At 73.3% G+C, this 25,289-nt stretch carries 19 protein-coding genes, 4 tRNA genes and 1 pseudogene; 7 read left to right on the top strand and 17 right to left on the bottom strand.

Annotation, left to right across the window (positions count from 1 at the left end; all coding sequences use genetic code 11):
* Positions 1 to 141: 141 nt before the first annotated feature.
* Complete coding sequence (locus tag QI554_RS42735; protein ID WP_281478628.1) at positions 142 to 873, top strand: class F sortase; 732 nt, start codon at positions 142 to 144, stop codon at positions 871 to 873.
* A 78-nt stretch (positions 874 to 951) separates the two neighbouring features.
* On the opposite strand, the gene QI554_RS42740 is transcribed toward QI554_RS42735, so the two are convergent.
* The 6 genes from QI554_RS42740 to QI554_RS42765 all read right to left on the bottom strand — a co-directional run bounded on the left by QI554_RS42740 (position 952) and on the right by QI554_RS42765 (position 8,648).
* Positions 952 to 2,067 carry a hypothetical protein gene (locus QI554_RS42740; RefSeq protein WP_281478630.1) on the bottom strand — a complete coding sequence of 372 codons (1,116 nt, stop codon included), beginning with the start codon at positions 2,065 to 2,067 and terminating at the stop codon, positions 952 to 954.
* A gap of 124 nt (positions 2,068 to 2,191) precedes the next feature.
* A complete protein-coding gene (locus QI554_RS42745) occupies positions 2,192 to 2,938 on the bottom strand; it encodes a hypothetical protein (RefSeq protein ID WP_281478632.1) in 747 nt (248 codons plus the stop codon).
* A gap of 202 nt (positions 2,939 to 3,140) precedes the next feature.
* Positions 3,141 to 4,814: a phosphate ABC transporter substrate-binding protein PstS gene (gene pstS, locus QI554_RS42750; protein WP_281478634.1), complete on the bottom strand. Its 1,674-nt coding sequence runs from the start codon at positions 4,812 to 4,814 to the stop codon at positions 3,141 to 3,143.
* Positions 4,815 to 4,843: 29 nt separating this feature from the next.
* The gene (gene pstA / locus QI554_RS42755; protein WP_281478637.1) at positions 4,844 to 6,022 is read right to left on the bottom strand and encodes a phosphate ABC transporter permease PstA; all 1,179 of its coding nucleotides are present in this window, start codon (positions 6,020 to 6,022) and stop codon (positions 4,844 to 4,846) included.
* Positions 6,023 to 6,078: 56 nt separating this feature from the next.
* Entirely contained in the window at positions 6,079 to 7,080 is a 1,002-nt protein-coding gene (gene pstC / locus QI554_RS42760; protein ID WP_281478638.1) for a phosphate ABC transporter permease subunit PstC, read from the bottom strand.
* Between the two features lie 617 nt (positions 7,081 to 7,697).
* Positions 7,698 to 8,648 (bottom strand): substrate-binding domain-containing protein, encoded by a 951-nt coding sequence (locus QI554_RS42765; protein WP_281478641.1) that lies wholly within the window; start codon positions 8,646 to 8,648, stop codon positions 7,698 to 7,700.
* Between the two features lie 332 nt (positions 8,649 to 8,980).
* Between QI554_RS42765 and QI554_RS42770 the strand changes: the two genes are divergently transcribed.
* The 5 genes from QI554_RS42770 (at position 8,981) to QI554_RS42790 (ending at position 14,151) form a co-directional block, all read left to right on the top strand.
* Positions 8,981 to 11,326, top strand: coding sequence for a substrate-binding domain-containing protein (locus QI554_RS42770; RefSeq protein ID WP_281478643.1), 2,346 nt, complete (start codon positions 8,981 to 8,983; stop codon positions 11,324 to 11,326).
* Positions 11,323 to 12,285, top strand: coding sequence for a sortase (locus tag QI554_RS42775; RefSeq protein WP_281478645.1), 963 nt, complete (start codon positions 11,323 to 11,325; stop codon positions 12,283 to 12,285). Before QI554_RS42770 ends, QI554_RS42775 begins: the two co-directional genes overlap by 4 nt.
* 75 nt (positions 12,286 to 12,360) lie before the next feature.
* The gene (locus tag QI554_RS42780) at positions 12,361 to 13,179 is read left to right on the top strand and encodes a phosphate ABC transporter ATP-binding protein (RefSeq protein WP_425528143.1); all 819 of its coding nucleotides are present in this window, start codon (positions 12,361 to 12,363) and stop codon (positions 13,177 to 13,179) included.
* Entirely contained in the window at positions 13,157 to 13,546 is a 390-nt protein-coding gene (locus QI554_RS42785; protein WP_281478647.1) for a YegP family protein, read from the top strand. The genes QI554_RS42780 and QI554_RS42785 overlap by 23 nt, the downstream gene beginning before the upstream one ends.
* Positions 13,547 to 13,644: 98 nt before the next feature.
* On the top strand, positions 13,645 to 14,151 hold the full coding sequence (locus tag QI554_RS42790) for a hypothetical protein (RefSeq protein ID WP_281478648.1): 507 nt from the start codon (positions 13,645 to 13,647) through the stop codon (positions 14,149 to 14,151).
* Between the two features lie 305 nt (positions 14,152 to 14,456).
* On the opposite strand, the gene atzF is transcribed toward QI554_RS42790, so the two are convergent.
* Together atzF and QI554_RS42800 are read right to left on the bottom strand one after the other, a co-directional pair.
* Positions 14,457 to 16,067, bottom strand: coding sequence for an allophanate hydrolase (gene atzF, locus QI554_RS42795; protein WP_281478650.1), 1,611 nt, complete (start codon positions 16,065 to 16,067; stop codon positions 14,457 to 14,459).
* Positions 16,068 to 16,090: 23 nt separating this feature from the next.
* Positions 16,091 to 18,151: a 5-oxoprolinase/urea amidolyase family protein gene (locus tag QI554_RS42800; RefSeq protein WP_281478652.1), complete on the bottom strand. Its 2,061-nt coding sequence runs from the start codon at positions 18,149 to 18,151 to the stop codon at positions 16,091 to 16,093.
* 628 nt (positions 18,152 to 18,779) lie between these two features.
* On the opposite strand from QI554_RS42800, the gene QI554_RS42805 reads away from it, so the two are divergent.
* Positions 18,780 to 19,064 carry a hypothetical protein gene (locus QI554_RS42805; protein ID WP_281478653.1) on the top strand — a complete coding sequence of 95 codons (285 nt, stop codon included), beginning with the start codon at positions 18,780 to 18,782 and terminating at the stop codon, positions 19,062 to 19,064.
* A gap of 238 nt (positions 19,065 to 19,302) precedes the next feature.
* On the opposite strand, the gene QI554_RS42810 is transcribed toward QI554_RS42805, so the two are convergent.
* The 9 genes and pseudogenes from QI554_RS42810 to QI554_RS42850 all read right to left on the bottom strand — a co-directional run.
* A complete protein-coding gene (locus tag QI554_RS42810) occupies positions 19,303 to 19,947 on the bottom strand; it encodes an urea amidolyase associated protein UAAP2 (RefSeq protein ID WP_281478654.1) in 645 nt (214 codons plus the stop codon).
* Entirely contained in the window at positions 19,944 to 20,666 is a 723-nt protein-coding gene (locus QI554_RS42815) for an urea amidolyase associated protein UAAP1 (RefSeq protein WP_281478655.1), read from the bottom strand. Before QI554_RS42815 ends, QI554_RS42810 begins: the two co-directional genes overlap by 4 nt.
* Positions 20,663 to 22,240: an amino acid permease gene (locus tag QI554_RS42820; protein ID WP_281478658.1), complete on the bottom strand. Its 1,578-nt coding sequence runs from the start codon at positions 22,238 to 22,240 to the stop codon at positions 20,663 to 20,665. Before QI554_RS42820 ends, QI554_RS42815 begins: the two co-directional genes overlap by 4 nt.
* 497 nt (positions 22,241 to 22,737) lie before the next feature.
* Positions 22,738 to 23,898 carry a PP2C family protein-serine/threonine phosphatase gene (locus QI554_RS42825; protein ID WP_281478660.1) on the bottom strand — a complete coding sequence of 387 codons (1,161 nt, stop codon included), beginning with the start codon at positions 23,896 to 23,898 and terminating at the stop codon, positions 22,738 to 22,740.
* 161 nt (positions 23,899 to 24,059) lie between these two features.
* Positions 24,060 to 24,131, bottom strand: a tRNA-Val gene (locus QI554_RS42830).
* 57 nt (positions 24,132 to 24,188) lie between these two features.
* Positions 24,189 to 24,260, bottom strand: a tRNA-Val gene (locus QI554_RS42835).
* Between the two features lie 37 nt (positions 24,261 to 24,297).
* A tRNA-Cys gene (locus tag QI554_RS42840) sits at positions 24,298 to 24,368 on the bottom strand.
* Between the two features lie 49 nt (positions 24,369 to 24,417).
* Positions 24,418 to 24,490: transfer RNA gene (locus QI554_RS42845), tRNA-Gly, on the bottom strand.
* 173 nt (positions 24,491 to 24,663) lie between these two features.
* Positions 24,664 to 25,289 (bottom strand): annotated as a pseudogene (locus QI554_RS42850) (Rne/Rng family ribonuclease); the annotation flags it as partial.

Consider the following 25,289-nt stretch of genomic DNA (forward strand, 5'->3'; position numbering starts at 1 on the left):
GGGCGCGGCCGGCACGCCGGGCGCTCCGCGGCCCGGCCGGGCCCGGTGCTCCGGCGGCACTGGCCGCTCCGCAGGCGGGGCGGTCGGCGCGCGCGGGGCGTCGAACCGATGAGGCTGACCCGGCGGGGCAGGGTCGCGAGCGTGGTGTTCCTGGGAGTCGCACTCGGCTGGGGGCTCTCCAACGCGCACGCCGGCCTCGAACCCAGCGGCGGTCCGCCGCAACCGGCCGCCGCCGCGCGGCCCGAACCGACCGCCGGTGACGTGCCGGGCGGCCCCACGGCCCCCGGCCCGTCGACCTCCGCGTCCGCGTCGGCCACACCCGCGGCGTCCGCCGCACCCACCGCGCAAGCGCCCAAGACCGCGCCGGCGATGCCGCCGTCGACACCCACCGCGATCGCCATCCCGGCGGTCGGCATCGAGGCGCCGATCGAGCGCACCGGCCTCAACACCAAGGGCTGGATCGCCGCCCCCAACACCAACGACCGCAACCTCGCGGCGTGGTACGACGGTTCCCCGACGCCCGGTGCGGACGGAACGTCGGTGGTGGTCGGGCACGTCGACGTGAAGTCCGGCCCGGCGGTGTTCTACAAGCTCGGCGCGCTGCACAAGGGCGACACCATCCGCGTCCGCCGCGAGGACGGCACGACCGCGACGTTCGCCATCTACGGCATCCAGGTGTTCCGGAAGAAGGACTTCCCGGTCGACCGCGTCTACGGCGGCACCGGCCTGCCGGAGCTGCGGATCATCACGTGCGGCGGGTCGTACGACAAGAAGCACGGCTACGACGGCAACGTCGTGGTGTTCGCGCGCCTCGTCGAGCCGAAGCCGGACCAGAAGCCCGCCTCGAAGCCCCCGGCCAAGGCCAAGGGGTAGCAGCCCCTCCACGGCACGAGGGCGGTGGCCCGGTCGCCCGGTCCACCGCCCTGTCCCCGTGTCGCCCCCATACGGGGGTTACAGCTGGTCGTCGCCCTCGAGGAGCGCCGAACGACGGCGTGTGCGGTACCAGACCAGGGCGCTGCCGCCCATCAGCGCGACGCCGGCCGTGCCGAGCAGGCGCGGGTCGAGCAGCGCGCCGGTGTGTGCGAGTCCGCCGCCGCCGGAGTTGTTGTTCCCGCCGGACGTCGAACCGCCGCTGCTGTCACCGGTCGTGGCCGTCGCCGTCGCGGTGTCCGTCGCCGTGGCGGTCGCGGTCGGCGACTGCGAGGTGGGCGGCTCGGACGTGGGCGGCTGGGAGGTCGGCGGCTGGGACGTCGGGGGCTGCGAGGTGGGCGGCTGGGACGTCGGGGGCTGGGACGTGGGCGGCTGCGAGGTCGGGGGCTGCGAGGTCGGAGGCGTGGTGGCCCGCGCGACCGTGATCGACACGTGCGCCTTGCGGCCGGTGTCCGGGCCCTCGAAGTCGATGACGTACTCGCCGTCGGGCTGGTCGTCCGGGATCTTCGCGAGCGCCGTCGAGCCGCCGTCCTGGTTCACCGCCTGGTCGGGCAGGTTGACCGGGGCGGGCGTCGAGCCGGTGGCCGGGCGCAGCGTCCGCGTCACGAACTCGTTGACGCCGAAGCCCGCGAGCGTGACCGACACCAGGTCGCCCGGCTTGGCGGTGGTCGGGTTGACCGACGCGGTCGGTCCCGCGGGGGTCGTCGCGCCGCCCTGCAGCTCCCACTTTGTGCCGACGACCTTCAGGTCCACCGACGCCAGCTTGGTCGCCGCGCCGTCCGCGCCCATGCAGTTGACCTGGAGCACGTAGGTCTCGCCGTCCGCGGGCGGGTCGGAGTCCATGTCGAAGAACGGGATGGCGCCCACCTGCGTGCCCGGGTTCGGCACCAGGTCGGCCGGGAGCGCGTCGCTGTACAGCCCGCCGAGGCCGTGCGGTCCGGTGATCACGAGGTTGTACCCGATCGAACCGGCCGCGCAGGGCGCGGACGCCTTGACCTTCGCGCCGACGCGCAGCCCGGCGGAGGTCGGGTCCAGGATCAAGGTGGGCGCGGGCTCGTCCGCCCGCGCCAGACCGGGCAGGACGGACGCGGCGAGGAGCACCGCTCCCGCCGCGCCCATGGTGCGTGCCAGCAACATGACAGGTCTTCGCCTTCCGAGTGGTGTCCGTGTCCGGACGTGCTTCGCCGGGGAGGCCGGCGGCGCCGCGAACGACGCCGCCGGCCCGGGGAGTTGCCTCACGGGCGGGTGCGGCCCGTGTCCGTCACCACCAGACGCGCGTGGTGTCCAGCGTCACCGCGATCTCGCCGCGGGCCTTCGACGCGTCGCCGGTCAGCACGAGCGTGTACGCGCCGTCCGCGACCCCGGCCGGCACCTGGAGCAGCGCCGCGCCGCGGCCCGAGGAGTCGGTGCCCTGCGGCTGGAGGGTGACCGGGGTGGTGGTGCCGTCCGCGGCGCGCAGCACGCCGGTGACGCCCTCGCCGCCCGCGAAGCCGGTGAACGCCACCAGCGCGAGGCGCAGCGAGCCGATCTTGGCCGGCAGCGCGTAGACGACCGGCTTGAGGGTGTTCCAGACGCCCTCGTTCACCTTGACGTCGGTCGCCGCGAGGGTGGTGACGTTGAGCGCGTCGTCGAGGCACTGCGCGGTGATCTTGTAGGTCTGGCCGTTCACGGGCTGGCTGTCCGCGTCGAACAGCGGCTGCGCGCCGTAGACGGCGGTGTTCGGGATCCGGTCGGCCGGCAGCGGCGTGCCGAGGTAGTCGCTGCCGAACACCGTGAAGACGCCGTCGCCGCTGACGGTGAAGCGGAACGTGCTGGTGCCGGCGGGGCACGGCACGTTCGCCTTGGCGGTCGCGGTGCCCCCGGCGGCGGCGCCGTAGGCCGGCGTGACCGCGACGGTCGGGTTCGGGGTCGGGGTGGTGCGGGCCTCCGCGGACGGCGCGGCCAGGGTCGCGACCGCGGCCAGCGGCAGGATCGCGGCGGCCAGCGTACGAGGACGAAGGAGCTCCATGGGTCCGGTTTCCTCTCGGGGTGTGCGATTCCGGTGGGTGCTGCTTCCGGGCACGCCGAAGTCCGGCGGGTCGCCCGGTTCTTGCGTTCGCCTTGCCGAAGGTGGTCGTCGCGGGGGGCTGTCGGGGGGCCTTACGCGCTCTTCGGGCCGGCCGTCGCCGTCGGGGCGGCCGGGCAGGCGGTGTCCATGTCGTGGGTGCGGCTCACGGACCGCCGGTCCCGGCGTCGCGCCGGCGGTCGAGGACGGCGTACAGGGCGGGGCCGCCGCCGACCGCGAGGGCCAGGCAGCCGATGGCCAGGGCGTAGAACCAGATCGCCGGTACCGCGGGCGGGCCGTCGAGCTCGGTGGCGCCGGCGCTCTTGACGGTTCCCGTGCCGCCGGACGCGCCGCCGCCGGAACCGCCGTCGCCGACCGGTTCGCCGGTGTCCGGGTCGACCGCGGCGGCCTCGGGCGGCGGGGCGCCGCCGTCCGCGCTCCCGCCGGTCGCGCCCCCGGTGGCACCGCCGGTCGCGGCGTTGCCGCCCGTCGCCGTGCCGCCCGACGCGCCTCCCGTACCGCCGCCGGTCGTCCCGCGGCCGTTGCTGCCGCCGCCGTTCGTCCCGCCGCCGGTGGAGCCGCCGTTCTGCCGGTTGTCGATCGGCTTGGTGAAGCCCGGCCTGAACGTCGGGTTCGGGCACGCGTCGTACTCGGCCTGCGTGATGTTGTTCAGGTCGCGCGGCAGCGCGCCGGGGTCGACCGCGCCCGGGATCTTCTTCACCGCCGCGTACCCGAACGCCACCAGCTGCGGCGGCAGCGGCGAGTAGCCGAGCGTGTCGACCTGCTGCTGGCCGTCGCACAGGAAGTACTTGATGTACCGGCTGAGCGTCTCGCCCTTGCTCGCGGTGAAGCGCGAGTTGGCCGGGATGTTGGTCGGCACGATCATGTAGCTGTAGCTGGAGACCGGGTAGGCGCGCGGGTCCTTCATCGTGTAGACGCCGGTCAGGTCCTGCGTGCTGTCCGCCGCCAGCTTGACCTCGGTGAGCGCGATCGAGACGTTGTCCGACGTCGGCTGCACGTACCGGCCGGAGGCGTTCAGCACCGAAGCGACGGGGAAGTTGCGCTGCTTGGCGTACGCGTACTCGACGTACGTGATGGCGCCCTCGCCGTAGTCCGCGGCCACCCAGTTCGCGACACCGTCCGACTGCGGCTGCGCCTTGCCGCCCGGCGGCACGGGGAAGTCCGACGTCATGCCGGTCGTCCACAGGTCGCCCGTCTGCTTCGACATGAACAGGCTGAACTGGGCGCTGGTGCCCGAGCCGTCGGAGCGCACCACGGGCGTGACCGGCGTCGGCGGCAGGTTGGGGATCTGCGGGTTGTCGGCCTTGATGTCCGGGTGGTTCCACACCTTGATCTGGCCGGTGAAGATCTTCGCGAGGGTGCGCGGCGACAACTGGAGGTTGCGCACACGCTCGCCGCGGATCGTCAGGTGGTACATGAACGACGTGCCGCCGGCGACGATCGGCAGATAGGCGTAGCCGATGCCCTTGGCCTGCAGGTCGCGGACCTCGTCGTAGACCTGGCCGCTCGGGTCCGCGTACCGGCTCTGGAACGGGATCTCCGAGACCGCGAAGTCCGAGCTCTGGCTGTACAGGAAGTCGCGGCGGCCGGCGGTCGAGCCGATGCCGTTGTAGTTGACCTTGATGCCGCGGCTGGCGACGTCGCTCGCCCACTGCTGGACCGCGACCATGCTCCACGTCGAACCCGAGCCGTAGATCGGCTCCATCGCGGCATGGGCCTGCGGCGCGGCGGTCACCGTCGTCAGGACGGCCAGGCCGAACGCCCCGGCGAGGCGGAGCAGTCGGCCGGTGGTGCTGCTGCGTTGCGCGGTGCGCGACACGATGTCCACTCCAAAATCACGGGCGGGCGTCAGGACGGGGAGGGGCGCGACGGGCCGGCGGCGGCCGCCTCGCGGGCGATGCGCCGCTTCTGGCGCCGCGACAGCTCGCCCGGCGCGCGGGCCAGCAGCCGGGTGAGCACGAACAGCGAGAGCACGATGCCGACGAGCGCGACCGCGCCGCCGAAGGCCAGCGAGTTGAGCCGGTCGCTGGGCGACTTGATGTTGCGCCAGATGAAGTAGACGAGGGACTCCTGCTCGCCCTCGAACGGGTTCCAGTTCATCCGCGTGCTGCCGCCCGCGACCAGCAGCACCGGCGACGTCTCGCCGACCGCGCGGGCGACGCCGAGGATGACCGCGGTACCCAGGCCGCTGCGCGCGGTCGGCAGCACGACGTGCCACAGCGTGCGCAGTTCGCTCGCGCCGAGGGCCAGCGACGCCTCGCGCAGGCCGCCCGGCACCAGACGCAGCACCACCTCTGTGGTGCGCGTGACGATCGGCAGCATCATGATCCCGAGCGCGAGCGACGCGGCGAACCCGCTGCGGTTCTGCCCGAACCCGACGATGACCACCGCGAACACGAACAAGCCCGCCACCACCGACGGCAGCGCGCTCATCGCCTCGACGACCACCCGCACGACCTGCGCGAGCCGGCCGCGGACCTCGTTGAGGTAGACGGCCGTCGCCACGCCGAGCGGGACCGTCATCAGGGTCGCGAGCGCGACCTGTTCGAGCGTGCCGACGATCGCGTGCGCCGCGCCGACCGCGACGTCCGGGCCGCTGAGCGCGCCGAAGTACTCCTGCGTCTCGGTGAAGAAGTCGGCGTCCAGCGAACCGGATCCGCGCACGAAGATGTAGACGATGACCGTGCCCACGGTGCCCAGCAGCGCGGCGATGCCGGTCGTGATGACGGCCGTCGCCACCCGGTCGCGGGCCTCGACGGCGTTGCGGCGCAGCTGGATGCTGAAGCCGTACAGCGCCAGGAACGACACGTACGCGGTGATCAGGTAGCCCTGCCAGCCCGAGGTGGGCAGGATGCGTCCGTACAGCACCCACGCGAACGCCGCCCCGGCGAGCAACGCCGCTGCGGCGACGCCCAGTTCCTCGCGCGGCACGCCGCGCAGCGCGACCCGGCGCTCCTGCGGTGCGGGCGTCGGAGCCGGGGCCGCCACGGCGGGCGGCGGCGCGGCGGGTGGTGCGATGACGTTCACTGCCTGGCGTCCCCTCGTCGTCGGGCGTGCGGGTGGAGCGGGCGGTCGCGCGCGGCTCAGATCTCGGTCGCCGCGCCGTTGCGCGAGCGGGCGATGACCAGGCCGGCGACCACGTTCACGATCAGGGTCATGACGAACAGCGCGAGGCCGGCGGCCATCAGCGCGGACAGCGAGAACGGGTCGGACTCGCCGAACTTGAGGATGATCAGTGTGGAGATCGTCGACCCGTTGCCCTCGAGCACCCGGATCGTGAAGCCGGTGTTGAACGAGAGGATGATCGCGACGGCGATCGTCTCGCCGAGCGCCCGGCCGAGGCCGAGCATCGTCCCGCCGATGATCCCGCCGCGTCCGAACGGCAGCACCACCGAACGGATCACCCCCCAGCGCGTCGCCCCGAGCGCGAGCGCGCCCTCCTTCTCGCCCTGCGGCGCCTGCGAGAACACCTCGCGCATGACCGCGCAGCAGATCGGGATCACCATGCAGGCCACCACGACGCCGGCGATGAACAGCGACGACGCGAACTGGCCGTCGGCGTAACGGCTGGAGCCCTCCAGCTTGTGCACCTTGAAGACCGGCACGAACCCGAAGTGCTCGGCCAGCCAACGGCTCACGGGGATCAGCTGCGGTTGGAGCAGGAAGAATCCGAACAGGCCGTACACGATGGACGGTACGGCGGCCATCAGGTCCACCAGCGACGTCAGCGTGCGGCGCACCCGACGCGGCGCGAACTCCGTGATGAACAGCGCCCCGGTGAGCGCGATCGGCACCGCGACGATGAGCGCGGTCACCGCGACCAGCGTCGTCCCGACCAGCAGCCCCTTGACCCCGAACGTCCCGCGCGCAGGCTGCCAGCGGTCCTCCGTCAGGAAGCTCCACCCGGCCGAGTCGATCGCGTCCCACCCGCGCCGCAGCAGATAGACGCCGATCGCCCCGAGCAACGCCAGCACGGTGCACGCGGCCACCCGCGTCGTCCACCGATACGCCTGATCCGCCGCCGTCCGCCGGACCACGATCTTGCGCGGTCTGTCGGCCGTGGCTTCCAACGGAGCGGCGGTCATGCGGAGTTCCTCCGACTCGTGCTACGGATGGCCCGATCGTCGATGCCGCGACGAGCCAACCAGGCCCCCGGTACGCCTGCGGCGACCGCGACGGAAACAGCAGGTGACAGCGAACCGGCCTGTGAACGCGGGTAGTTCGACGGGAGCGAAACGCAGCTCTCCCGCCTGTGGGACGTTCCGCCTGACGGCCTGACGGCCTGACGGCCTGACGGCCTGACGGCCTGACGGCCTGACGGCCTGACGGCCTGACGGCCTGACGGCCTGACGGCCTGACGGCCTGACGGCCTGACGGCCTGACGGCCTGACGGCCTGGCGGCCTGCCTGCACCCCCGCTCGCTCGCCGCAAGCACGCACGCACGCCTGCCTGCCTGCTTGCTCGCCGCCCGTCCGCACGCACGCCTGCTGGCCGCACGTCCGCCTGCCTGCTTGCCGGCCGGGTCGTTTTCTCGTAGCGCCGGTCCGCGGTCTCGTTGTCCAGCCCTCTCGTCCTCCAGTCCTCCCGTCCCCCTCGCGCTCCGTCGGGCCTCAGCGGTCGTCGGGAATGCCGCCGCCCCGGGGCTCGGCGGGAGCTCCGGGGCGGCGGTGGGTCAGGTGTTCGGCCGGTCAGGTGTACGGCGTCAGGCGGTGAAGCCGTAGGTCGCCTTGATGCTGTTCTGCGCGGCGGCCCAGTTGAGGAAGTCGAGCAGGTCCTGGGGCGCGTTGGTGTTCTTGTAGACGTTGTAGACGCTGCGGTTGCCGATGAAGGCGGTCGGGCTGGTGGTGCCCGGCGCGATGCCGTCGATGTTGCCCAGGACGAAGCCGTTGCGGGCGTCGGCGACACCGGTCACACCGCTGTTGGACTGCGCGGTCCAGGCGGCCTTGGAGTAGGGCAGGATCGCGGTGTTCTTGTCGGCCGCGGTGACCTGGTTGCCCTTGTTCTCCTGGACGACGTTCGGCTGCGTGGCGCACAGGTTCGAGCCGCCGAGCACCGTCGGGTCGAAGCCGAGGACGGTGTTGAAGAAGAAGTCACGCGTGCCCGAGCCCGCCTGCGGGACGTAGCGGACGATCGAGCCCGCGCTGCCGCCGACCTGGCTCCAGTCGGTGGCGACGCAGCGGTAGATGTCCTGCAGCTGGCTGCGGCTGATGTTCGACGGCGCCTTGCCGCCGTTCGCGGCGGCCTCGGCCGACCACGACACCGCGTCGCCGCCGAGACGGATCGCCGTCAGGCCGGTCTCGGTGGGCTTGAGGGCGCGCGACGAACGCGCGTAGTCGATGCAGTTGTTGGTGTCGGCGATGAGCGCGGCGATACCGGCGCTGGAGCCGTTCGGGGCCGGGCTGCTCATCGAGAACGAGACGCCGGGGCAGGTGCCCGAGGCCGGAATCGAGCCCGACGTGGCGCCGGCGTTGATGCTGGTCCAGGTGTTCGCGGGGTGCGTCAGCTTGTACTGGTTCGTGAGCGCCTTCATGACGTCCTGCGTGGTGTCCGAACCGACGCCGGCGTAGTTGTCGGCGTGGGCGGCGCCCGCCGAGACGGCGAGAAGCATCGCCGTCGCGGTGGCGGCCACGGCGGTCGCGAGCTTGCGGAGCATGGCGTTTCCCTCTCTGGAGCCTGATGGGCTGTCGCCGAGGCGACGTCCATCAATGTGCTGGCCCGGGAGGCGGTGCGGCGTGACCGTGGCGGAAACGCTGGATGCTCGACATGTCTGATACGGAAACAAGTCGACACAGGACGGAACTGGGCGCATTTCGCCCGATGACAACGGGAGATGTCCGACCAGTGTGCGGGAGGGAACGGGTGGGTGAGCAGAACGCCCGGGATCTGGACGGGAGTTCGGGCAACCTGTGAGGTGGTGCTCCGGAGTCCGCATCACCTGCCTCGCCGTCGCCACCGCGAACGGCCGGATGCTCGACCGGAGTCATCGTGCCTCGCCTGTTCCACGCACGTCCCTGGCATGCGCCCGGAGCCATCGCCGCCGTGCTCGCGGTGGTCCTCGGAATGCTCAGCGGGTCCGTCGTCCTGCAAGGCCCCGCGTCGGCGGCCGAGCCCACCGGACCGAAAGTCACCCTCTCGCAGTCGACCGACCTGGTGAACCAGCGCATCGAGGTGCGCTGGAGCGGGTTCATGCCGAACGGCTACTCGCTGGGCGTCTACCAGTGCAAGGGCGCGGTGCCGACCGCCAAGGACTGCGACGGCGTCAACGACCTGCGCCCGAACCCCGAGAAGCCCGGGGGCGTGGTCGGGCCGGTGCTCGGGCACGAGGCCGTGTTCGGCGTCGGAGGGTCCAGCGGGTCGACGTTCATGCGCGTCCTGCCGAAGGCCGACCGGCCGTACCTCGGCTGCGCGGAGTCCACGCCGTGCGTGATCGCGGTCGTGCTGCGTCCCGCGCCCGGTGCGACGAAGGACGACTTCCACCCGGCGGTCACCGCGGTGGGCAGCGGCCCCTCGTACGCACCGCTGTGGCAGGAGTTCGAGCTCGCGATGCAGGCCGGCCAGGCCGCGTGGGCGCCGATCTCGTTCGCCCCGGAGCCGGACACGTGCAAGGCCGGCCCGTTGGCGCTGCGCGTCGCGGGAAGTTCGGAGCACGCCATGGCCGGGCTGTCCTGGCTCGGCGAACTGTGCCGCGCACAGAAGCCGATGACGATGGCGGTCACCGCGAGCAGCAGCCAGGAGGGCCGCGACGCCTTCCGGTCCGGCAACGTCGACGGCGGCCTCACCACGCAGCCGCTGGGCGGGCCCGGCGACCAGGCGGTGAGCGCGTCGTCCGGCTCGGTGCCCGGCAGGAAGAACTCCGACGCCGGGTACGCGCCGGTGACCAACGGCGCCATCGTCATCGCCCTGAACGTCACCCGCCTCAACGCCGACCAGACGGCGGTCGAAGCGCTCGACCCGGTCAACCTCACGCCGCGGCTCGTTGCGAAGCTCCTGACCAACGCGTACAACACCTCGCCCCGGTACGCCACGGGCTCCTGGCCCGGCCTCGTCCAACCGGGCCAGAACCCCCGGTACATCCAGAACCTGTACCTGGACCCGGAGTTCCTCGCCGCCAACCCCGGCCGCACCTGGCCGGTCAGCGACCAACTGCACACGCTCATGATCCGCGGTGTCAGCGACGACACCGTCTACGAGCTGACCCGATGGCTGCTCTCGGACGCCGAGGCCCGGCAGTGGCTCGCAGGCACCCCCGACGACCACGGCGTCGCCTGCCCGGACGCCTGGCGCACCGGCGCGATCAGCTACCCCCTGCCGGTGGTGATCAACCGGGTTGAGGAAGCCAACCTGTCCTACCGGCCCATCAGTTCGTACTGGACGATCGTCGACAACCTGATCAAGTCCCAGGGCCCCGAGGTCGTCGACAAGGGCCTGCCCGGGCGTCCCGACCTCAAGGCCGTCGACCCCGACGGGCCCACGTCGCGCCGCGTCGTGGCGGTCACGAGCCTCGAAGCGGCCGAGCGCATGCACCTGCCGGCCGCCCGACTCCGCAACGCCGCGGGGCAGTTCGTCGCTCCCACGGTCGAGAGCATCACCGCCGGCGTCAACGCGGCGACACCCGGCCCCGACGGCGTCACGCTCTCCAACAACTTCGCGACGACCGACCCCAAGGCCTACCCGCTCACCAAGACCGACGTCCTCGCGTTCCCGACGCAAGGGGTGGGCAAGCCGCTCGCCTCCTCGCTCGACACCTACCTCGCCTATGTCGCCGGGCCTGGCCAGCGGTCGGGCGTGCTGCTCGGCCAACTCCCGCCCGGCTACGCCCCGTTGACCGCCAAGCAGAAGACCCAGGTGGACGCCGCGCGCCTCGCCGTGCAGCGCGCCGCCAACCCCACGCCCGCCCCGACGACGTCCGCCCCGCCCACGACCGGAGGCACCGGTGGCGACACGGGCGGCGGAACGACCGGCGGCATGGGCGGAAGCAGCTCCGGCGGCGGCACCACCGGCGGCGGGACGACGTCCGGCGGCACCACCACCGTGCCCGCCACCACCCCCGCCGCGAGCCCGTCGGCGAGCCCCAGGCCCAAGCCCGCCGCCGTCGGCCCGAAGAACGACGTCGCGCCCATGCAGGCCGTCGCCGAACGCCTCCGCCAGGCCCTGCACGGCGACCCCGCCTCGCTCCTGCTCATCGTCCTGATCGCGGTCGCCCTCGGCTCCGCCGCCGCCTCGCCCGTCCTGCTCGGTATCGGCTGGCGCCACCGCACCGGCAGGTGGCCGCCGCCGATCGCCGCCCTGATCCGCACGGTCCGCCGCAGGCCCGCCGGAGGAGCCCGATGACCACCGTCGACCCGCGCCCGGACACCGCCGTCGCCTCGACGGCCGAAGCGCCCACCCTGCTCCTGCACAAGGACACCGCGCCCACCGGGACGCCCGCGCCCCCCGCGGACCCGCCCGCCACATCAGCCCGCGCGCCCTGGGACCCGTACACGATCGCCGGCGCCGCACTCGGCCTGGTCGTCGTCCTGCTCGCCGGCTTCGTCGGCTACCTCGCGACGGTCTCCGACATCCAGCAGGCCCGCACCCAGCGCCGGCTCTACGACCAGATCTCCGACGACTTCTACCGCGACACCGGCCCGCTCGGCGGAGCCATCGAGGAGGGCACCCCCGTCGCCCTCCTCGAGATCCCCGCCCTCGACGTCAAGCAGGTCGTCGTCGAAGGCACCACCGCGGCGCTGCTGCGCGGCGGCCCCGGACACCTGCGCAACACCGCGCTGCCCGGCGGCTACGGCAACGCGGTTCTCATGGGCAAGTCCTGGACGTATGGCGCGCCGTTCGGACGCATCGGCGACCTCAGGCCCGGCCAGAAAATCAAAGTCACCACACAGCAGGGCGAGTTCACCTACCTCGTCCGCGGACAAAAGCACGTCGGAAACGGCCACGACGACGCGATCGCCCCCGGCGGCGCGAACCAGCTCACCCTGGTGACCGCCGACTCCTGGTTCCACCCGGGCGGGCGCGACACCGTCGTCGCCGACCTGCAGGGCAAGGCCGAACGGGCCGAGCCCGGGCGCCCCAAGACGGTGCGCTCCGACGAGAAGGGCACCAGCGGCGAATCCGGCGCCGGTGTCGCCCTGTTGCTGTGGGCCCAGGCGCTGGTCGCCGTCACGGCCGCCCTCGCGTGGGCGCTGCGCAGGTACGACCGGCGCGTCACCCTGCTCCTCGGCACCCCGACCGCGATCGCGGTGCTGTGGGCCCTGTACGACACGGCGGCCCGGCTGCTGCCCGCCACCGTGTGAGCACCGCACGACCAGCTGCAATAGTCCCCGGAGCGGAAGGTTCGTCCCGTGTCCACCGACACCACCGCGACAACCCTGCCCAGCCCGGCGCCGCCACCACCAGAAGGCGCGCGCCCCGGCAAGGCCGGATCCACCCTCGAAGCCCGCGCGGTCAGCGCGTGGTTCGGCACCCACAAGGTGCTCGAACGCGTCGACCTGACGATGGCGGCCAACCGCGTCACCGCCCTCATCGGCCCGTCCGGCTGCGGCAAATCCACCTTCCTCCGCATCCTGAACCGCATGCACGAGCTCGTCCCCTCCGCGCAACTCGCCGGTGAGGTACGGCTCGACGGCCACGACATCTACGACCCCGCGCGCCGCCCCATCGACACCCGCCGCCGCGTCGGCATGGTCTTCCAGAAGCCCAACCCGTTCCCGACCATGTCCATCTACGACAACGTCGTCTCCGGCCTCAAACTCACCGGGCGGCGCGGCGCCGACAAGGACGGCATCGTCCAGTCCGCGCTCACCCGCGCGGGCCTGTGGAGCGAGGTCCGCAACCGGCTGCGGCAGCCCGGCGGCGCGCTGTCCGGAGGCCAGCAGCAACGTCTCTGCATCGCCCGGTCGCTGGCCGTGGACCCCGACGTCCTGCTCATGGACGAACCCTGCTCGGCGCTTGACCCCACCTCGACACGGAGGATCGAGGACACCATCGCCGAGCTGCGGGCCGAGGTCACCATCGTCATCGTCACCCACAACATGCAGCAGGCCCAACGGGTCTCCGACCACTGCGCGTTCTTCCTCGCGAGCGAGGGCACACCGGGGCACATCGTCGAGGCGGGACCCACCGCCGACGTCTTCGGCGCGCCCCGCGACCCCCGCACGGCCGACTATGTCGCCGGCCGGTTCGGGTGAACGCAAAGCCCCGGACGCCGCACCCGAGCGCACCGCGCGCTACGACGTCCACCTGGACGCCGAACGCCGCGTGCGCTGGCGCATGGTCGCGCCCAACGGACGGGTCATCGCCCGCTCCGCGCGCGGCCACGCGAGTGCGGAGACGTGCCGCGCCGAACTCGACGGACTACGTGCGCGGATAGCCGGGTTACGCCCGCTCATGGGACGGGCGGACGGCGGTCGGGGCTGGTGCTGGAGCCTCGCCGTCGACGGGGGAGTGGTCGTCGCGCTGTCGGCGCGGACGTACGAGCGGCTGGAGAGCTGCCAGATCTCGTACGACCGTTTCGTGCGCGCGCTGACGACCGTGCCCCCGGGCGACGGCTGGTAACAGCGCGGGAGTTGCCCGCCCGCGCGTGGTGCGGACGGGCCGGTGGCGTCCGGCGTGGGAGTTTTCGACACCCGCGCCGGATCCACTACGGTGCGCATATGATCGATGACACTGTGGTGATCGACGCCGAGGCGGCGGCCCGTGCCCTGCTGGACCGCCGCATCGAGCTGATCCGCGAACTGACCGCCGCCACTTCGGAGCTGGAGCCCCTGCAGCGCGCCGCCACCGAAGGCGAACAACGCGTCCGCGACGCCTGGACCGCCGCCCTCGCCGGGGGCTGGACCGCCGACGAACTCCGAGGCCTGGGCCTCCCCGAACCCGACCGCAAGGTCCCCGCCAAAAAGGCCACCCCGAAGCCCCGCACGGCGACCCCGCCGCAGACCCCCCAGCCACCAAAGCCCGAGGACTCCCCGGCCCCGCCCGCGGCCGCCGTGCCCGCCGCCCAAACCCCGGTGCCCGCCCCGCAGCCGGAGGCAGTCGAGCCGACGGAGCCCGTCGCCCCGACGGAAGACCCGGACGCCGCAGCCGCAGCCGAGTTCGCCGAGGAAACGGCCACACCCGACCCGGACGAGCCCCCGGCCGCCCCCGAAGACGAACCGGCCTGACAGCTGAGCGTCGTCGCCGGCGAAACGACGCCAACGGGCGGGCCGTTGGCGGTACGGACCACTCCGGACATGCACGGCAGCCCTGCACCGGGAAATCCCCCGCGCCCATGAGCAGCCCCGTACCGCGCACGGCTTGCCTTGAGCGTTCGCGGGCCGCCGTTCCACGCGGCCGTCGAACTCGGTGGGGACAGCGCCCCATCGCCCCGTTCGCGTCCCTGCGGGACCCGCGCCGAGTCCGTTGCCCCGTACCGTGCCCGTCGGCCCCGCTGCGTCGCGTGCTCGCTCGTTCGGCGCGGAGCGTGGGGTCAGGTCGTCGTCTGGTTGGTCGTCAGGTAGGCGCGCCAGCCGCCGAATTGCGTTATGTCCTCGGCTCCTCGTAGGCCGCCTTCCGCCGTCATGAAGCCCGTTACGCATGTGCCGTCCGCCAGGGCGACGGTGCCCAGGCCCAGCGGCGGGGGGATCGATCCCAGCAGTGCGCCGACGCCCTGGTCGGGGAGGTCCCATACCTCGACGGCGATTCCGCTCGTCGGGCCGTCGGTGGTCGCGGCCAGGCCCGGGCGGGGGACGCCGGCGGTCGGGAGGCGGTACAGGCGGTAGCCGGGGCCCGTTCTGGCTCGGCGGTGGAGGCGGCCGCCCAGGGAGACCAGCTGGCCGTTCAGCGGGAGGCCGGACAGGTGCGCGCCCGCGACCGCCAGCAACGTGCGGCCCGGTCGGGGTGCAGGCCTAACGTCGGGCTCGCCGCACCAGCGTGACGCGAGGTCCAGCAGAGGTCCGTCGGCGAACGCCGGTCCCACGAACTGCACGCCGAACGGCAGCCCGTCGTCGCGCTCGCCCGCCGGGACCGCCACCGCCGCCAGGTCCAGCAGGTTCACGAAATTCGTGTACGTCCCCAGCCGCGCGTTGACCCCGACCGGGTCCGCCGTGACCTTGGCCAGTGTCGGATGCCCCGGCGTCACCGGCAGGAGCAGCGCGTCCACGTCCCACCACACCGCCTCACCGCGCCGCCGCAGCGTCGCAAGCCGGTCGAGGCCCGTGAACACCTCCTCACCGGTCACCCCGCGGCCGGCGAGGGCGATCGCCCGCACCGTCGGGTCCAGGTGCGGCCCGTCGGGGGTGAGCAACGCGCCGAAGGCGGCGTACCGTTCGGCCGGCCACGGTCCCTCGTAGAGCAGCCGCGCCGCCGCCAGGAACGCGGTCACGTCGACCTCGACCACCACGTCGGCCACCTCGTGCGCACGGTCGACGGCCCGTTTCCACGCGGCCTCGTGCGCCGGGTCGAGGTCGAGCGGCCCGGCCGGGACGCCCACCACCCGTGCCTCGGCCGCGACCCCCGCCGGCGGCACCGCCGGGGCGGCCCGCGACCACGGGTCCTCGTCGTCGTAGCCGGCCAACACCGCGAGTGCGGCCCGTCCTTCCGCGACGGTGCGGGTGAACGTGGTGACGCAGTCGAGCGACCGGCACGCCGGCATGAGCCCGCGCGTCGAGACCAGCCCGCGCGTGGGCTTGATCCCGACGATCCCGTTGAAGGCCGCCGGAACCCGCCCCGACCCCGCCGTGTCCGTCCCGAGCGCGAGCGGCACCTGGCCGGACGCGACGGCCACCGCGCTGCCCGAACTGCTGCCGCCCGACACGTGGTCGCGGCTCGCGACGCTGTGGCACGCGCCGTACGGACTGCGGGTGCCGACCAGCCCGGTCGCGAACTGGTCCATGTTGGTCTTGCCCACGGGCACCGCCCCGGCCGCGGCGAGCCGCCGCACGGCCTCCGCGTCGCGCTCCGCGACCCGGTCGGCGAGCGCGGGACAGGCCCCGGTCGTCGGCAGCCCCGCCACGTCGAGGTTGTCCTTGACGGCGAAGCGGAGCCCCGCGAGCGGACCGTCGGTCGGTACGCCCCGCTCGCGGGTACCCAGCTGATCCACCGTGTAACGGGAGATCCACACGTTCAACGCGCGGCCCACCTTTCGCGTTCCGCCGCGAACGCGGCTTCCCTCGCGGCGGTGAAGGCCGCCGCCTCGCGTTCGAGTTCCGCGGTCAGAAGCGTGTTCGCCGCGGTCAGGTCGTCCCAGGTCAGCGTCGCGGGCCGGACGTCGAGCCCGGCCCGCCCCGCCGCGACGTCGGCGCGCAGCCGCAGCAGCTCGTCGGCGCCCACCGGCCGGAACCGCAGCCGGTCGAACGTCCGCAGCAGCCACGGCGGATCGCCCGGCGTGGCGCCCGCGCGTTCGGCGTCGCCCAGCCGCCACACCGGCACGGTGCGCCCGACGAGCTGGTAGCCGCCGGGGCCCTCCATGCCGTACACACACAGGTACACGCCGCCGATGCCGACCGCGTTCTCCGGCGTCCAGGTGCGCGCCGGGTCGTACTTCGTGGTCACCAGCCGGTGCCGAGGGTCGAGCGGCACGGCGACCGGCGCGCCCAGGTACACGTCGCCGAGCCCGAGCACCAGGTATGTCGCGGCCTCCACGACGTCGAACACCGCGTCGCGCGACGCGAGGCCGTTCACGCGACGGATGAACTCGACGTTGTCCGGGCACCACGGCGCGTCGGGCCGCACCCCGCGCTGGTAGCGGAGCATGGCCTCGTGCGCCGCCGGGTCGTCGAGCGAGATCGGGAGCACCACCTCGCGCACCGGCAGCTCGATGCCGCGCGGATCCGGCAGCGACTCCCACGCCTCGGCGAGCGCGGCCGCGAGTTCGGCGTGCGGCAGGACCTCCGGGTCGAACGCCAGCAGCAGGGAACGCACACCCTCCACCGCCTCGGTCACCCCGGGCAGCGCCCGCTCGGCCAACGCCCGCGCCAGCAGGTGGACCTGAAGGCGCACCGTCAGGTCGAGCCGCGCGGGCCCGGCCTCGACCAGCACGTGGTGGTCCCCGGCACGACGCACCGTCAACGACGGCCGTACGCCCGACGGGGCCAGCTCCGCCAACGGCGCGGGCCGCGCCGGACCGGCCAGGCCCCCCGGCAGCTCCGAACCGTGCCGCCCCGACGCCTCGAACCACGCGGCGGCGGCCCGCGGATCGGCCGACTCCGCGTCCCGCGCCCGGTTCGCGTGCGCGGCCTCCTCCGGCGTGACGGGGATCAGCCGCACCCGGTCGTCCGGCCGCGCCTGCGCGAGCTTCCACCGGTCCGCGCGCACCACGACGGCGGGCACCACGAACCCGCCGAGACTCGGCCCGTCCGGACCCACGATCACGGGGGTGTTGCCCGACAGCATGATCCCGCCGACGGGGTACGCGCTGTCGTGGATGTTGCTCGGATGCAGGCCCGCCTCACCGCCGTCCTCGCGCGCCCAGCCCGGCGCGGGCCCGACGAGCCTCACACCGGTCCGGTCCGCGCGATGGTCGACCCGCCACTCGGCGGCGAACAGCTCGGCCAACCCGTCCTCGGTCAGATGCTCGGGCGCGCCGTGCGGGCCCGGCACGACACGCAGCTCCCACACGTCGGTGAGCTCGGGCAGCACGCCGGTGACGTCCTGCGGCGCCGCGAGGTTCTCCGCCGACCCGACCGCCAGCACGTCGCCGACCGCGAGGGCCCGCCCCTGGTGGCCGCCGAACCCGCCGAGCAGGAACGTGGTCCGGCTCCCGAGCACCGACGGCACCGCGACCCCGCCGCCGACCGCCAGGTACTGACGCAGCCCGGGCCCGGGAGCGTCCCCCATGTCGAGCACCTGCCCGGGCCGAACGACGGTCACCCGCCCGGGCACGACCGCCCGCCCGTCCAACGTCGCCCCCGCGACGGCCCCGACGAGACACACCACCATCCGCCGCTCGGCCCGCAACACCGGCCCACGCAACACAGCCTCGATCCCAGCCGCCCGCGGGGGGTTCCCAACGGCCGCATTCGCCAAAGCAAACGCCCGATCATCGAACGCCCCGGAAGGCGGAACCCCAACCCCCCAAAGCCCCCGCCGCCCAGCGAGGTCGACCACAAGGCTCTGCACCCCGCCCTCAAGCACAGTGAACCCAGCGAGCCCCCCGCCCACCAACGACTCACCCGAGGCCTGCACCGTTGGCCTTGCCGCGTCGTGGCTACCTGCCCCCGCTGCGATGCCCGACGGCCTGACGGCGATCGGCTTGTGAGGCGCGGTGGCCGGACGGCTGGTCGCGGGGTGCTCCGTCGAGGGGCCCCGCGTCGTGAGCGACGGCGGCTCCGCCGCGTCGCGAGTGCCTGTGCTTCCGGCCGCTGTATCTGCGGCGTCGTGACGGGCGATAGCAGGGCTGTCGGTTGTCGATTCGCCCGCCAGGTGATCCCGCGTTGCGGGCGACGGCGGCTTCGCCGCGTCGCAGGCGCGGGTGCTTCCGGCGGTCGTCGCTTCTGCGGGTTTGTGTCGGTCGATTGCCCGCTTGTCGGTCGTGGGTTCGTCCGTCGTGCGATCCGGCGTTGCGGGCGACGGCGGCTTCGCCGCGTCGCAGGCGCGGGTGCTTCCGGCGGTCGTCGCTTCTGCGGGTTTGTGTCGGTCGATTGCCCGCTTGTCGGTCGTGGGTTCGTCCGTCGTGCGATCCGGCGTTGCGGGCGACGGCGGCTTCGCCGCGTCGCAGGCGCGGGTGCTTCCGGCGGTCGTCGCTTCTGCGGGTTTGTGTCGGTCGATTGCCCGCTTGTCGGCCGTGGGTTCGTCCGCCGTGTGATCCCGCGGCGTGGGCGACGACGGCTTCGCCGCGTCGCGCGTGCGGCTGGTCGCCGTTTCCGCGGGCTTCGCTGCGTCGTGGGTCCAGCCGGTTGCTAGGTCCGCTGGCGTCGCCGCAGGCCGGTGGTGTCCGGTCGCCTGGCTGTTGGTCGTGGGTTCGTCTGCCGCACGGTCCCCCTTCGTGGGCGACGACGGCTTCGCCGCGTCGCGGCTGCGGGTGACTGCGGCCGTTTCGTCTGCGGGTTCGTCGCGGGCCATCGTCGGGGTGTCGGTGGTGGGTTCGCCCGGCACGTGACCGCGCGTTGCGCGAGACGGCGGCTCCGCCGCGTCGCGTGTCTCTGCGTTTCCGCTCGTTGTGCCTGCGGGCTCTGCCGCAGGCTGGTGAGGTCCTGCGGCCTGGTTGTTGGTCGCGGGCTGGTTGCTCGTGGTGGGCGACGACGGCTTCGCCGCGTCGTCGGTGAGGGCGGTCGTCGTGGCTGCGGGCTTCGCCGTGTCGCGGTTCTCTGGCTGCGTTCCCGCCTGGAGGGTCGCCCTCATGTGCGCCACCCCGTCAGCTGGACCGGTGTCGGGTTGTAGCCGTTGCACGGGTTGTTCAGTTGGGGGCAGTTGCTCACCAGCACGAGCAGGTCGCGGTCCGCCCGCAGTTCGACGTACTTGCCCGGGGCGGAGACGCCGTCCTCGAAGGTCAGGCCTCCGTCCCGGGTCAGGGGGACGTTCATGAAGAAGTTCACGTTGTGGGTCAGGTCCCGCTTCTCCAGCCCGCGCCCCCACGCCATCGCCTGGCGGACGAACGTCGTGCGGCAGGCGTGCTGGTGGCGCGTGTGCCGGCCGTATCGCACGACGTTGCTCTCCTGCGCGCAGGCGCCGCCCAGTGTGTCGTGGCGTCCGCAGGTGTCGGCGACGATGGTCGCCAGCGGGTCCAGGTCGACCGACCGCAGCACCGAGCCCGTTGTCAGGTACGCCGCGCCCTGTTCGCGTACCGTGTCGACCGCGCTGTAGCGGTTCGTGTAGTCGTGGGCGTCGAAGAACAGCGTGTCGACGGCCTGGTTCCCGCACAGGTCGACGATCCGGAGCCGGCTCCCGGCCGGGAGTTCGCCGGTCCAGCCGTCGCCGGCCTCGACCGTCGTGTCGAACAGCACGTCGACACCGTGCATCGCGTCCGCGTCGGTCACGGTCATGCCAGGCTCCTCTCGGTCTCCGCCAGCGCCCGGCCCGACTCGGCCCGGAACCGCCGTGACGCGTCGTCAGCGCCCGGCGCCGGGACCGCGGCGACGTCCGCCCGCAGCCGCGCCGGTGCCCAGACCGGTGTCGGGTCCATCGGGTGCGGCGCGGTGGACAGCACCACCAGCAGGTCCTGTTCGGCGCGCAGTTCGACCCAGTCGCCCGTCGCCGCGTGCCCCGGCTCGAAGGCGAGCGAGCCGCGCTCGTCGCCGCCCGGGACCACCTTGCTGAACAGGTTCACCGTCGCGTGCAGGTCGCGTTTGCCGAGGCCGTGCTTCCACAGTTCGTCCAACAGCCCGGCACGCGCGCTGCGCCGCCACCCGTTGCGGTCGGCGGCGTACGACGACGGCCCGAACCGCGCCTCGACGAGGGCGTCCGTGCTGTGCCCGGTGACCGCGTCGTGCCAGTCGAGCGAGGACCCGGTGACGGACGCCAGCGCACGCCCCATGTCGGACATCAGCACCATGGGCGGGCGCACGCACGCCGACATCTGCGCCTTCAGCGTGTCCGGCACGTTCAGCCGTTCCAGCGGATCGGCCGCGGCGAACATCAGGACGGACGCGTTCGCGCCGTCGTCGAGGCAGGTCAGCCGCAGTGACCGGTGCCGCCCCAGTCGCACGGTCCAGGCCGCGCCCGCCGCGATCTCGTGGGTGTACCGCACATCGGTGGCCGTCACGGCGTCGCCTCCGCCGCGACCGGCGCCGAACCGGCGTGCGGCACGGGTGCCGAAGTGGCCCGCCCGCGCTCGCGGCGCAGGAGCCCGTAGGCGGCCGCGCCCACCGCGAGGACGCCCGCCAGGAACAGCGCGGCGAACCACTCCAGGTACCAGTGCCCGCCCTCCGGGTCGTACACCTCCGCGCGCGGCCAGCCGATGTTGACGGCCATCAGCACGCCGTACACCACCGCCGCCGCGTTCACCGCAGGCCCGAACCGCCCGAGCGAGAACCCGTCGCCCGCCGGCAGCCGTCCGCGCAGCCGCGCCACCAGCAGCGGCACGGTCACCAGCAGGTAGGCCAGGTACACCAGCACGATCGCGACGGAGGTGAGCGCCGTGAACAGCTCGGCGCGGCCGACGTTGACCAGCAGCAGGGCCGCCGCAAGCACGCCGACGACCAGCGCGGGCAGCACCGGAGTGCCGGTCCGCGGCGACACCTTCGCCAGGCGCGCCGACCCCGGCAGCACCCCGTCGCGCGACATCGAGAACACCAGCCGCGTCGCGGCGGTCTGGATCGCCAGCGTGCACACGAACATGGCCACCGCGACGTCCACGAGCAGCGCCTTGCCGAGCCCGGTGCCGAGTTGGGACGTCAGGACGTACGGCAGCCCGCCGTGCGCGAGCTCCCCGTCGGTCACACTCGGCGCCGCCATCAGCGCGGCCAGCAGGAGCAGCAGCCCGGCCACCCCGGACGCCACCAGCGCGCGCACGATCGCCCGCGGCGCGGTTCTGCGCGGGTCCCGGGTCTCTTCGGCGAGTTCGCCCGCGCTGTCGAACCCGTACATCACGTACGCGGCCATCAGCGCCGACACCAGGAACGCCCCCACATAGCTGCCGCCGCCCTGCACGCCGCCGGTCTCCGTCACGACCGACGGGCCGCGCTCGGAGTGCGCGAACAGCAGGACGACCAGGAGCGCGACGCCGACCAGCTCGCACGCCACACCCACGCTGTTGACCAGCGACATCACCTTCACGCCGACGGCCGTGATCAGCGTCGTCACCGCGATCAGCGCGGTGCCGAGGAGCACGGCGTTCGTGGCACCGTCCTTCGACGACAACGCCGTGTCCGTGCCGACCAGTTGGAACCCCGACCAGATCTGCGGCAGCGCCACCTGCAGCGCGATCGCCGCGGCCGCGACCGACACGATCTGGCCGAGCAGCATCAGCCAGCCGGCGAACCAGCCCGTGACGCCGGTGGAGAGCCGCCGCGACCACTGGTACACGCACCCGGCGATCGGGTAGCGCGCGGCCAGTTCCGCGAAGCACAGCGCGACCAGCAGCTGGCCGGCGAACACCAGCGGCCACGTCCAGAAGAACGCCGGCCCGCCGAACGCGAACCCGAACGCGAACAGCTGGAACACCGTGGTGAGGATCGACACGAACGAGAACCCGGCGGCGAACGACGCGAAACTTCCCAGCTTGCGGTGCAGTTGCTGCTCGTAGCCGAACGACGCGAGGTCGGCGCTGTCCGCCGCCGCACCCCCGGACGGGGCGGGGGAGGGGGAGGCGCCGGACGGAGCACTGATCGTGGTCATGACGTGGGCCTTTCCGCGCAGGCGTCATGGCGGGGCCGCGCAGGGCCCGCGACGCGGGGAAGGAGAGCGACGACGGGCGAGGCGGCGGGGACGCGGCTCTGCACGGCACACGCGTCACGCGCGGCGGCCTCGCGGAGGTACCCGGTGTCGGCCGCGCGGCCGGGCGGAGCCCCGGAAGCGGCACGGGTACGGAAAAGCCGACAAAGCGTCACGGGCGGCTCCCGGGACCGGGATCCGGCAACACGCCGGATCGACCTGGCCTCCCGGGCTTTTCTCCCGCCGTGGAACGGGGCCCGCGGCCCCGCCTGCGGCTCTCGGACCAGCCCCGCCGGCCGCCGTTGCGGCACCGGCGGCGGAACCCTAGCCGCGCCCCGCCGTGGCGGCGGGTCGCCACTCAGTAGAGGCGCGCGCTGTTACCGGGGAAGCCGTCCCGTGTTGCGGTGCTGTGAAAGAAATCTGACAACGCGTCGACTGGCATGTCGTCAGATGGCGTGTCGTCAGATCAGGTGCGGCAGGCGGCGTCGGCCGGACGGGGCGTTCCTGCGCGGGCGTTGCAGTACCAGGGCCGCCGCGTCGTCCTGGAGCGGGCCGCCGGTGTGGCCGCGCAGGTCGCTGTACAGGTGCAGGACGATGTGCTGCGGCCAGGCCCGGCTCCAGCCCGTCAGACGGGCGGCCGTCGGGTAGAACTCGCCGTCCTCGTTGCGCGCCTCGGCGATGCCGTCGGTCGTCGCCACCAGCGTGTCGCCCGCCTGGAACGGCAGTTCGTGCTCGACGTACCGGACGCCGCCCGGGTACAGCGTCGACAGGCCCAACGGGGGAGCGATGTCCGGCAGCTCTATCTCCGCCGCCGTACCGTCCCGCAGCATGATCGGCGGCGTGTGCCCGCACGTGATCAGCCGCAGCCGGTCCGGTTCGTCGAACGCCAGCAGCAGTGCCGTCGCGAACCGTTCGCCGGGCGGCCCGGTGCGCTCGGCCGCGAGCCGGTGCACCCGGCTCTCCAGGCGCGCCGCCACCTCGACGAGGTCCTTCTCGTAGTACGCCGCCTCGCGGAACGCCGCCATCAACGCCGCCGCCGTGTTCACCGCCGGCAGGCCCTTGCCGCGCACGTCGCCGATCAACATGCGTATGCCGTGCGGCGACTCGACGACCGCGTAGAAGTCGCCGCCGACGAGGGTCTCCGCCTCCGCGGCCATGTAGAGGCTCGCCAGGTCCAGGCCGGGCAGCCGCGGCGGGACCGGCTCGAGCACCGCGCTCTGCAGCGTCATGGCGACCGAACGGGCGTGCCGCAGCTGCGCCTCGCGCCGCAGCCGGGTCATCGTGACGCCGAGCGCCACCAGGCCGAGCGCGGCGATCACCGTCACGTGCACGCACTTCGACGTCACGGTGGTCGCCTCGTACCAGGTGACCAGCACGACCGACACCGCGGTCGCGACCACGGCCAGCCCCGTCACCTGGCGCTTGTTGCACACCGCGGCGGCGGCCGGGGGGATCAGGCCGAGCGTGACCGCGCCGGGTATCGCCGGGTCCACCAGCGCGTCCACCAGCGCCACGAGCAGGATCGCGGCATACCCGGCCGCCGTCGCACGGCGGTCGCCGGGCGTCGGCTCGGGGCTGATGGCCCCCGTCTCGGCGGAATGCCGCAGACGTCGCAGGGTCATGGGCGTGCCTGTCGTTCGACGAATCGTGCCGCGGGTTGCCCGGACCACGGGCACGTCATCGTAACTGGATCCACCCCGCAGACCTGCTCCCGAACACGAAGAAGGGCCGCAGGAGTTGCCTCCAGCGACCCTCGATCGTCAGAACCCTGACGGGTCTTCGGTGCGCGATACTGGGATTGAACCAGTGACCCCCACAGTGTCAGTGTGGTGCTCTCCCGCTGAGCTAATCGCGCGGGGGACGGATCTCGCGATCCGCACTCATGTTACTACGCGGTGCTTCTGTTACTGCGTGCGCGATACTGGGATTGAACCAGTGACCCCCACAGTGTCAGTGTGGTGCTCTCCCGCTGAGCTAATCGCGCGGGGAAGGTCGCTCCGGCGGACCGGAACTCACTCCAGAGGTGGAGACGGGATTTGAACCCGTGTACACGGCTTTGCAGGCCGTTGCCTCGCCTCTCGGCCACTCCACCAAGCCGGGGAACCGGTGGTCGCCCACCGTGATCCCACTGCTTGTTTCCGAGCGGACGACGAGATTCGAACTCGCGACCCTCACCTTGGCAAGGTGATGCTCTACCAACTGAGCCACGTCCGCCTGTCTTCCGTTCCGCGTTTCCGCGTCCCGGCGACGTGATGAACTTTAGCGGAAACCGGGGCCAGGACAAATTCCGTTTCCCGGCCGGGTGCCGCCTGGGTGAAATGTCCGGCCCGGGCCCCCGTGTCGGGGACCCGGGCCGATATCGCAGGTCAGACCGGTTCAGCCGGTCGTCAGTCGGCCTTCGGGCGCGGCGTCTCGGAGGCCTCGGCGGGCGCGGGAGCGGCCGCGGGGGCCGCCTCCACAGCCTCGACGGGGAGCACCATGGTGCCCGCCTCGGGCGCGGAATCCTCGTCCACCGCAGGGGCCTCGGCGGCCTCCGCGACCTCGGCGGCACCGTCGGCGTCGGCCGCGGGGAGCACCTCAGTGACCGGCTCCGTGACCGGCTCGGTGGCCGGCTCGGTGGCCGGGGCCTCGGGCTCGTCGGCCTTGGTGAGCGACACGGCGTCGGCGCTCGCGGCCGCGGGGGCCTCGGGCTTCGCGTCCTCGGACCCGGCGTCGGCGGCCGGGCTTTCCTCGGCGGCGCTCTCCTCGACGGGAGCGTCCTCGACCTCGGCCTCCTCGGCAGGCGCCTCCTCGACCGGGGTGTCCTCGACCATGGCGGCCGCGGGCAGCACCTCCGTCACACCCTCGCTCGCGACCGCCGGAGCGGCCTCGTCGGCCGGGGCCGCCGCGGGCTTCTCCAGCGCCACCGCGGGCGGCGCGGCGGGAGCCGGCGGGGCGGTCGGGGCGGCCGGGGGAGCGGCGGGCATCGGCGGCGCGGCCGGTGCCTCCGCGACGACGGGCTCGGCCGGGGCCG

Origin of the sequence: Yinghuangia seranimata (assembly GCF_029953285.1) — a bacterium.
Lineage (GTDB): Bacteria > Actinomycetota > Actinomycetes > Streptomycetales > Streptomycetaceae > Yinghuangia > Yinghuangia seranimata.

What these genes read in the sequence shown, in the direction of transcription:
- QI554_RS42775 (WP_281478645.1), top strand. Translation starts at nt 11,323, where the DNA reads ATGACCACCGTCGACCCGCGCCCGGACACCGCCGTCGCCTCGACGGCC.
- QI554_RS42820 (WP_281478658.1), bottom strand. Translation starts at nt 22,240, where the DNA reads ATGACCACGATCAGTGCTCCGTCCGGCGCCTCCCCCTCCCCCGCCCCG.
- QI554_RS42765 (WP_281478641.1), bottom strand. Translation starts at nt 8,648, where the DNA reads ATGCTCCGCAAGCTCGCGACCGCCGTGGCCGCCACCGCGACGGCGATG.
- pstC (WP_281478638.1), bottom strand. Translation starts at nt 7,080, where the DNA reads ATGACCGCCGCTCCGTTGGAAGCCACGGCCGACAGACCGCGCAAGATC.
- QI554_RS42745 (WP_281478632.1), bottom strand. Translation starts at nt 2,938, where the DNA reads ATGGAGCTCCTTCGTCCTCGTACGCTGGCCGCCGCGATCCTGCCGCTG.
- QI554_RS42740 (WP_281478630.1), bottom strand. Translation starts at nt 2,067, where the DNA reads ATGTTGCTGGCACGCACCATGGGCGCGGCGGGAGCGGTGCTCCTCGCC.
- QI554_RS42785 (WP_281478647.1), top strand. Translation starts at nt 13,157, where the DNA reads ATGTCGCCGGCCGGTTCGGGTGAACGCAAAGCCCCGGACGCCGCACCC.
- QI554_RS42790 (WP_281478648.1), top strand. Translation starts at nt 13,645, where the DNA reads ATGATCGATGACACTGTGGTGATCGACGCCGAGGCGGCGGCCCGTGCC.
- QI554_RS42825 (WP_281478660.1), bottom strand. Translation starts at nt 23,898, where the DNA reads ATGACCCTGCGACGTCTGCGGCATTCCGCCGAGACGGGGGCCATCAGC.
- QI554_RS42810 (WP_281478654.1), bottom strand. Translation starts at nt 19,947, where the DNA reads ATGACCGTGACCGACGCGGACGCGATGCACGGTGTCGACGTGCTGTTC.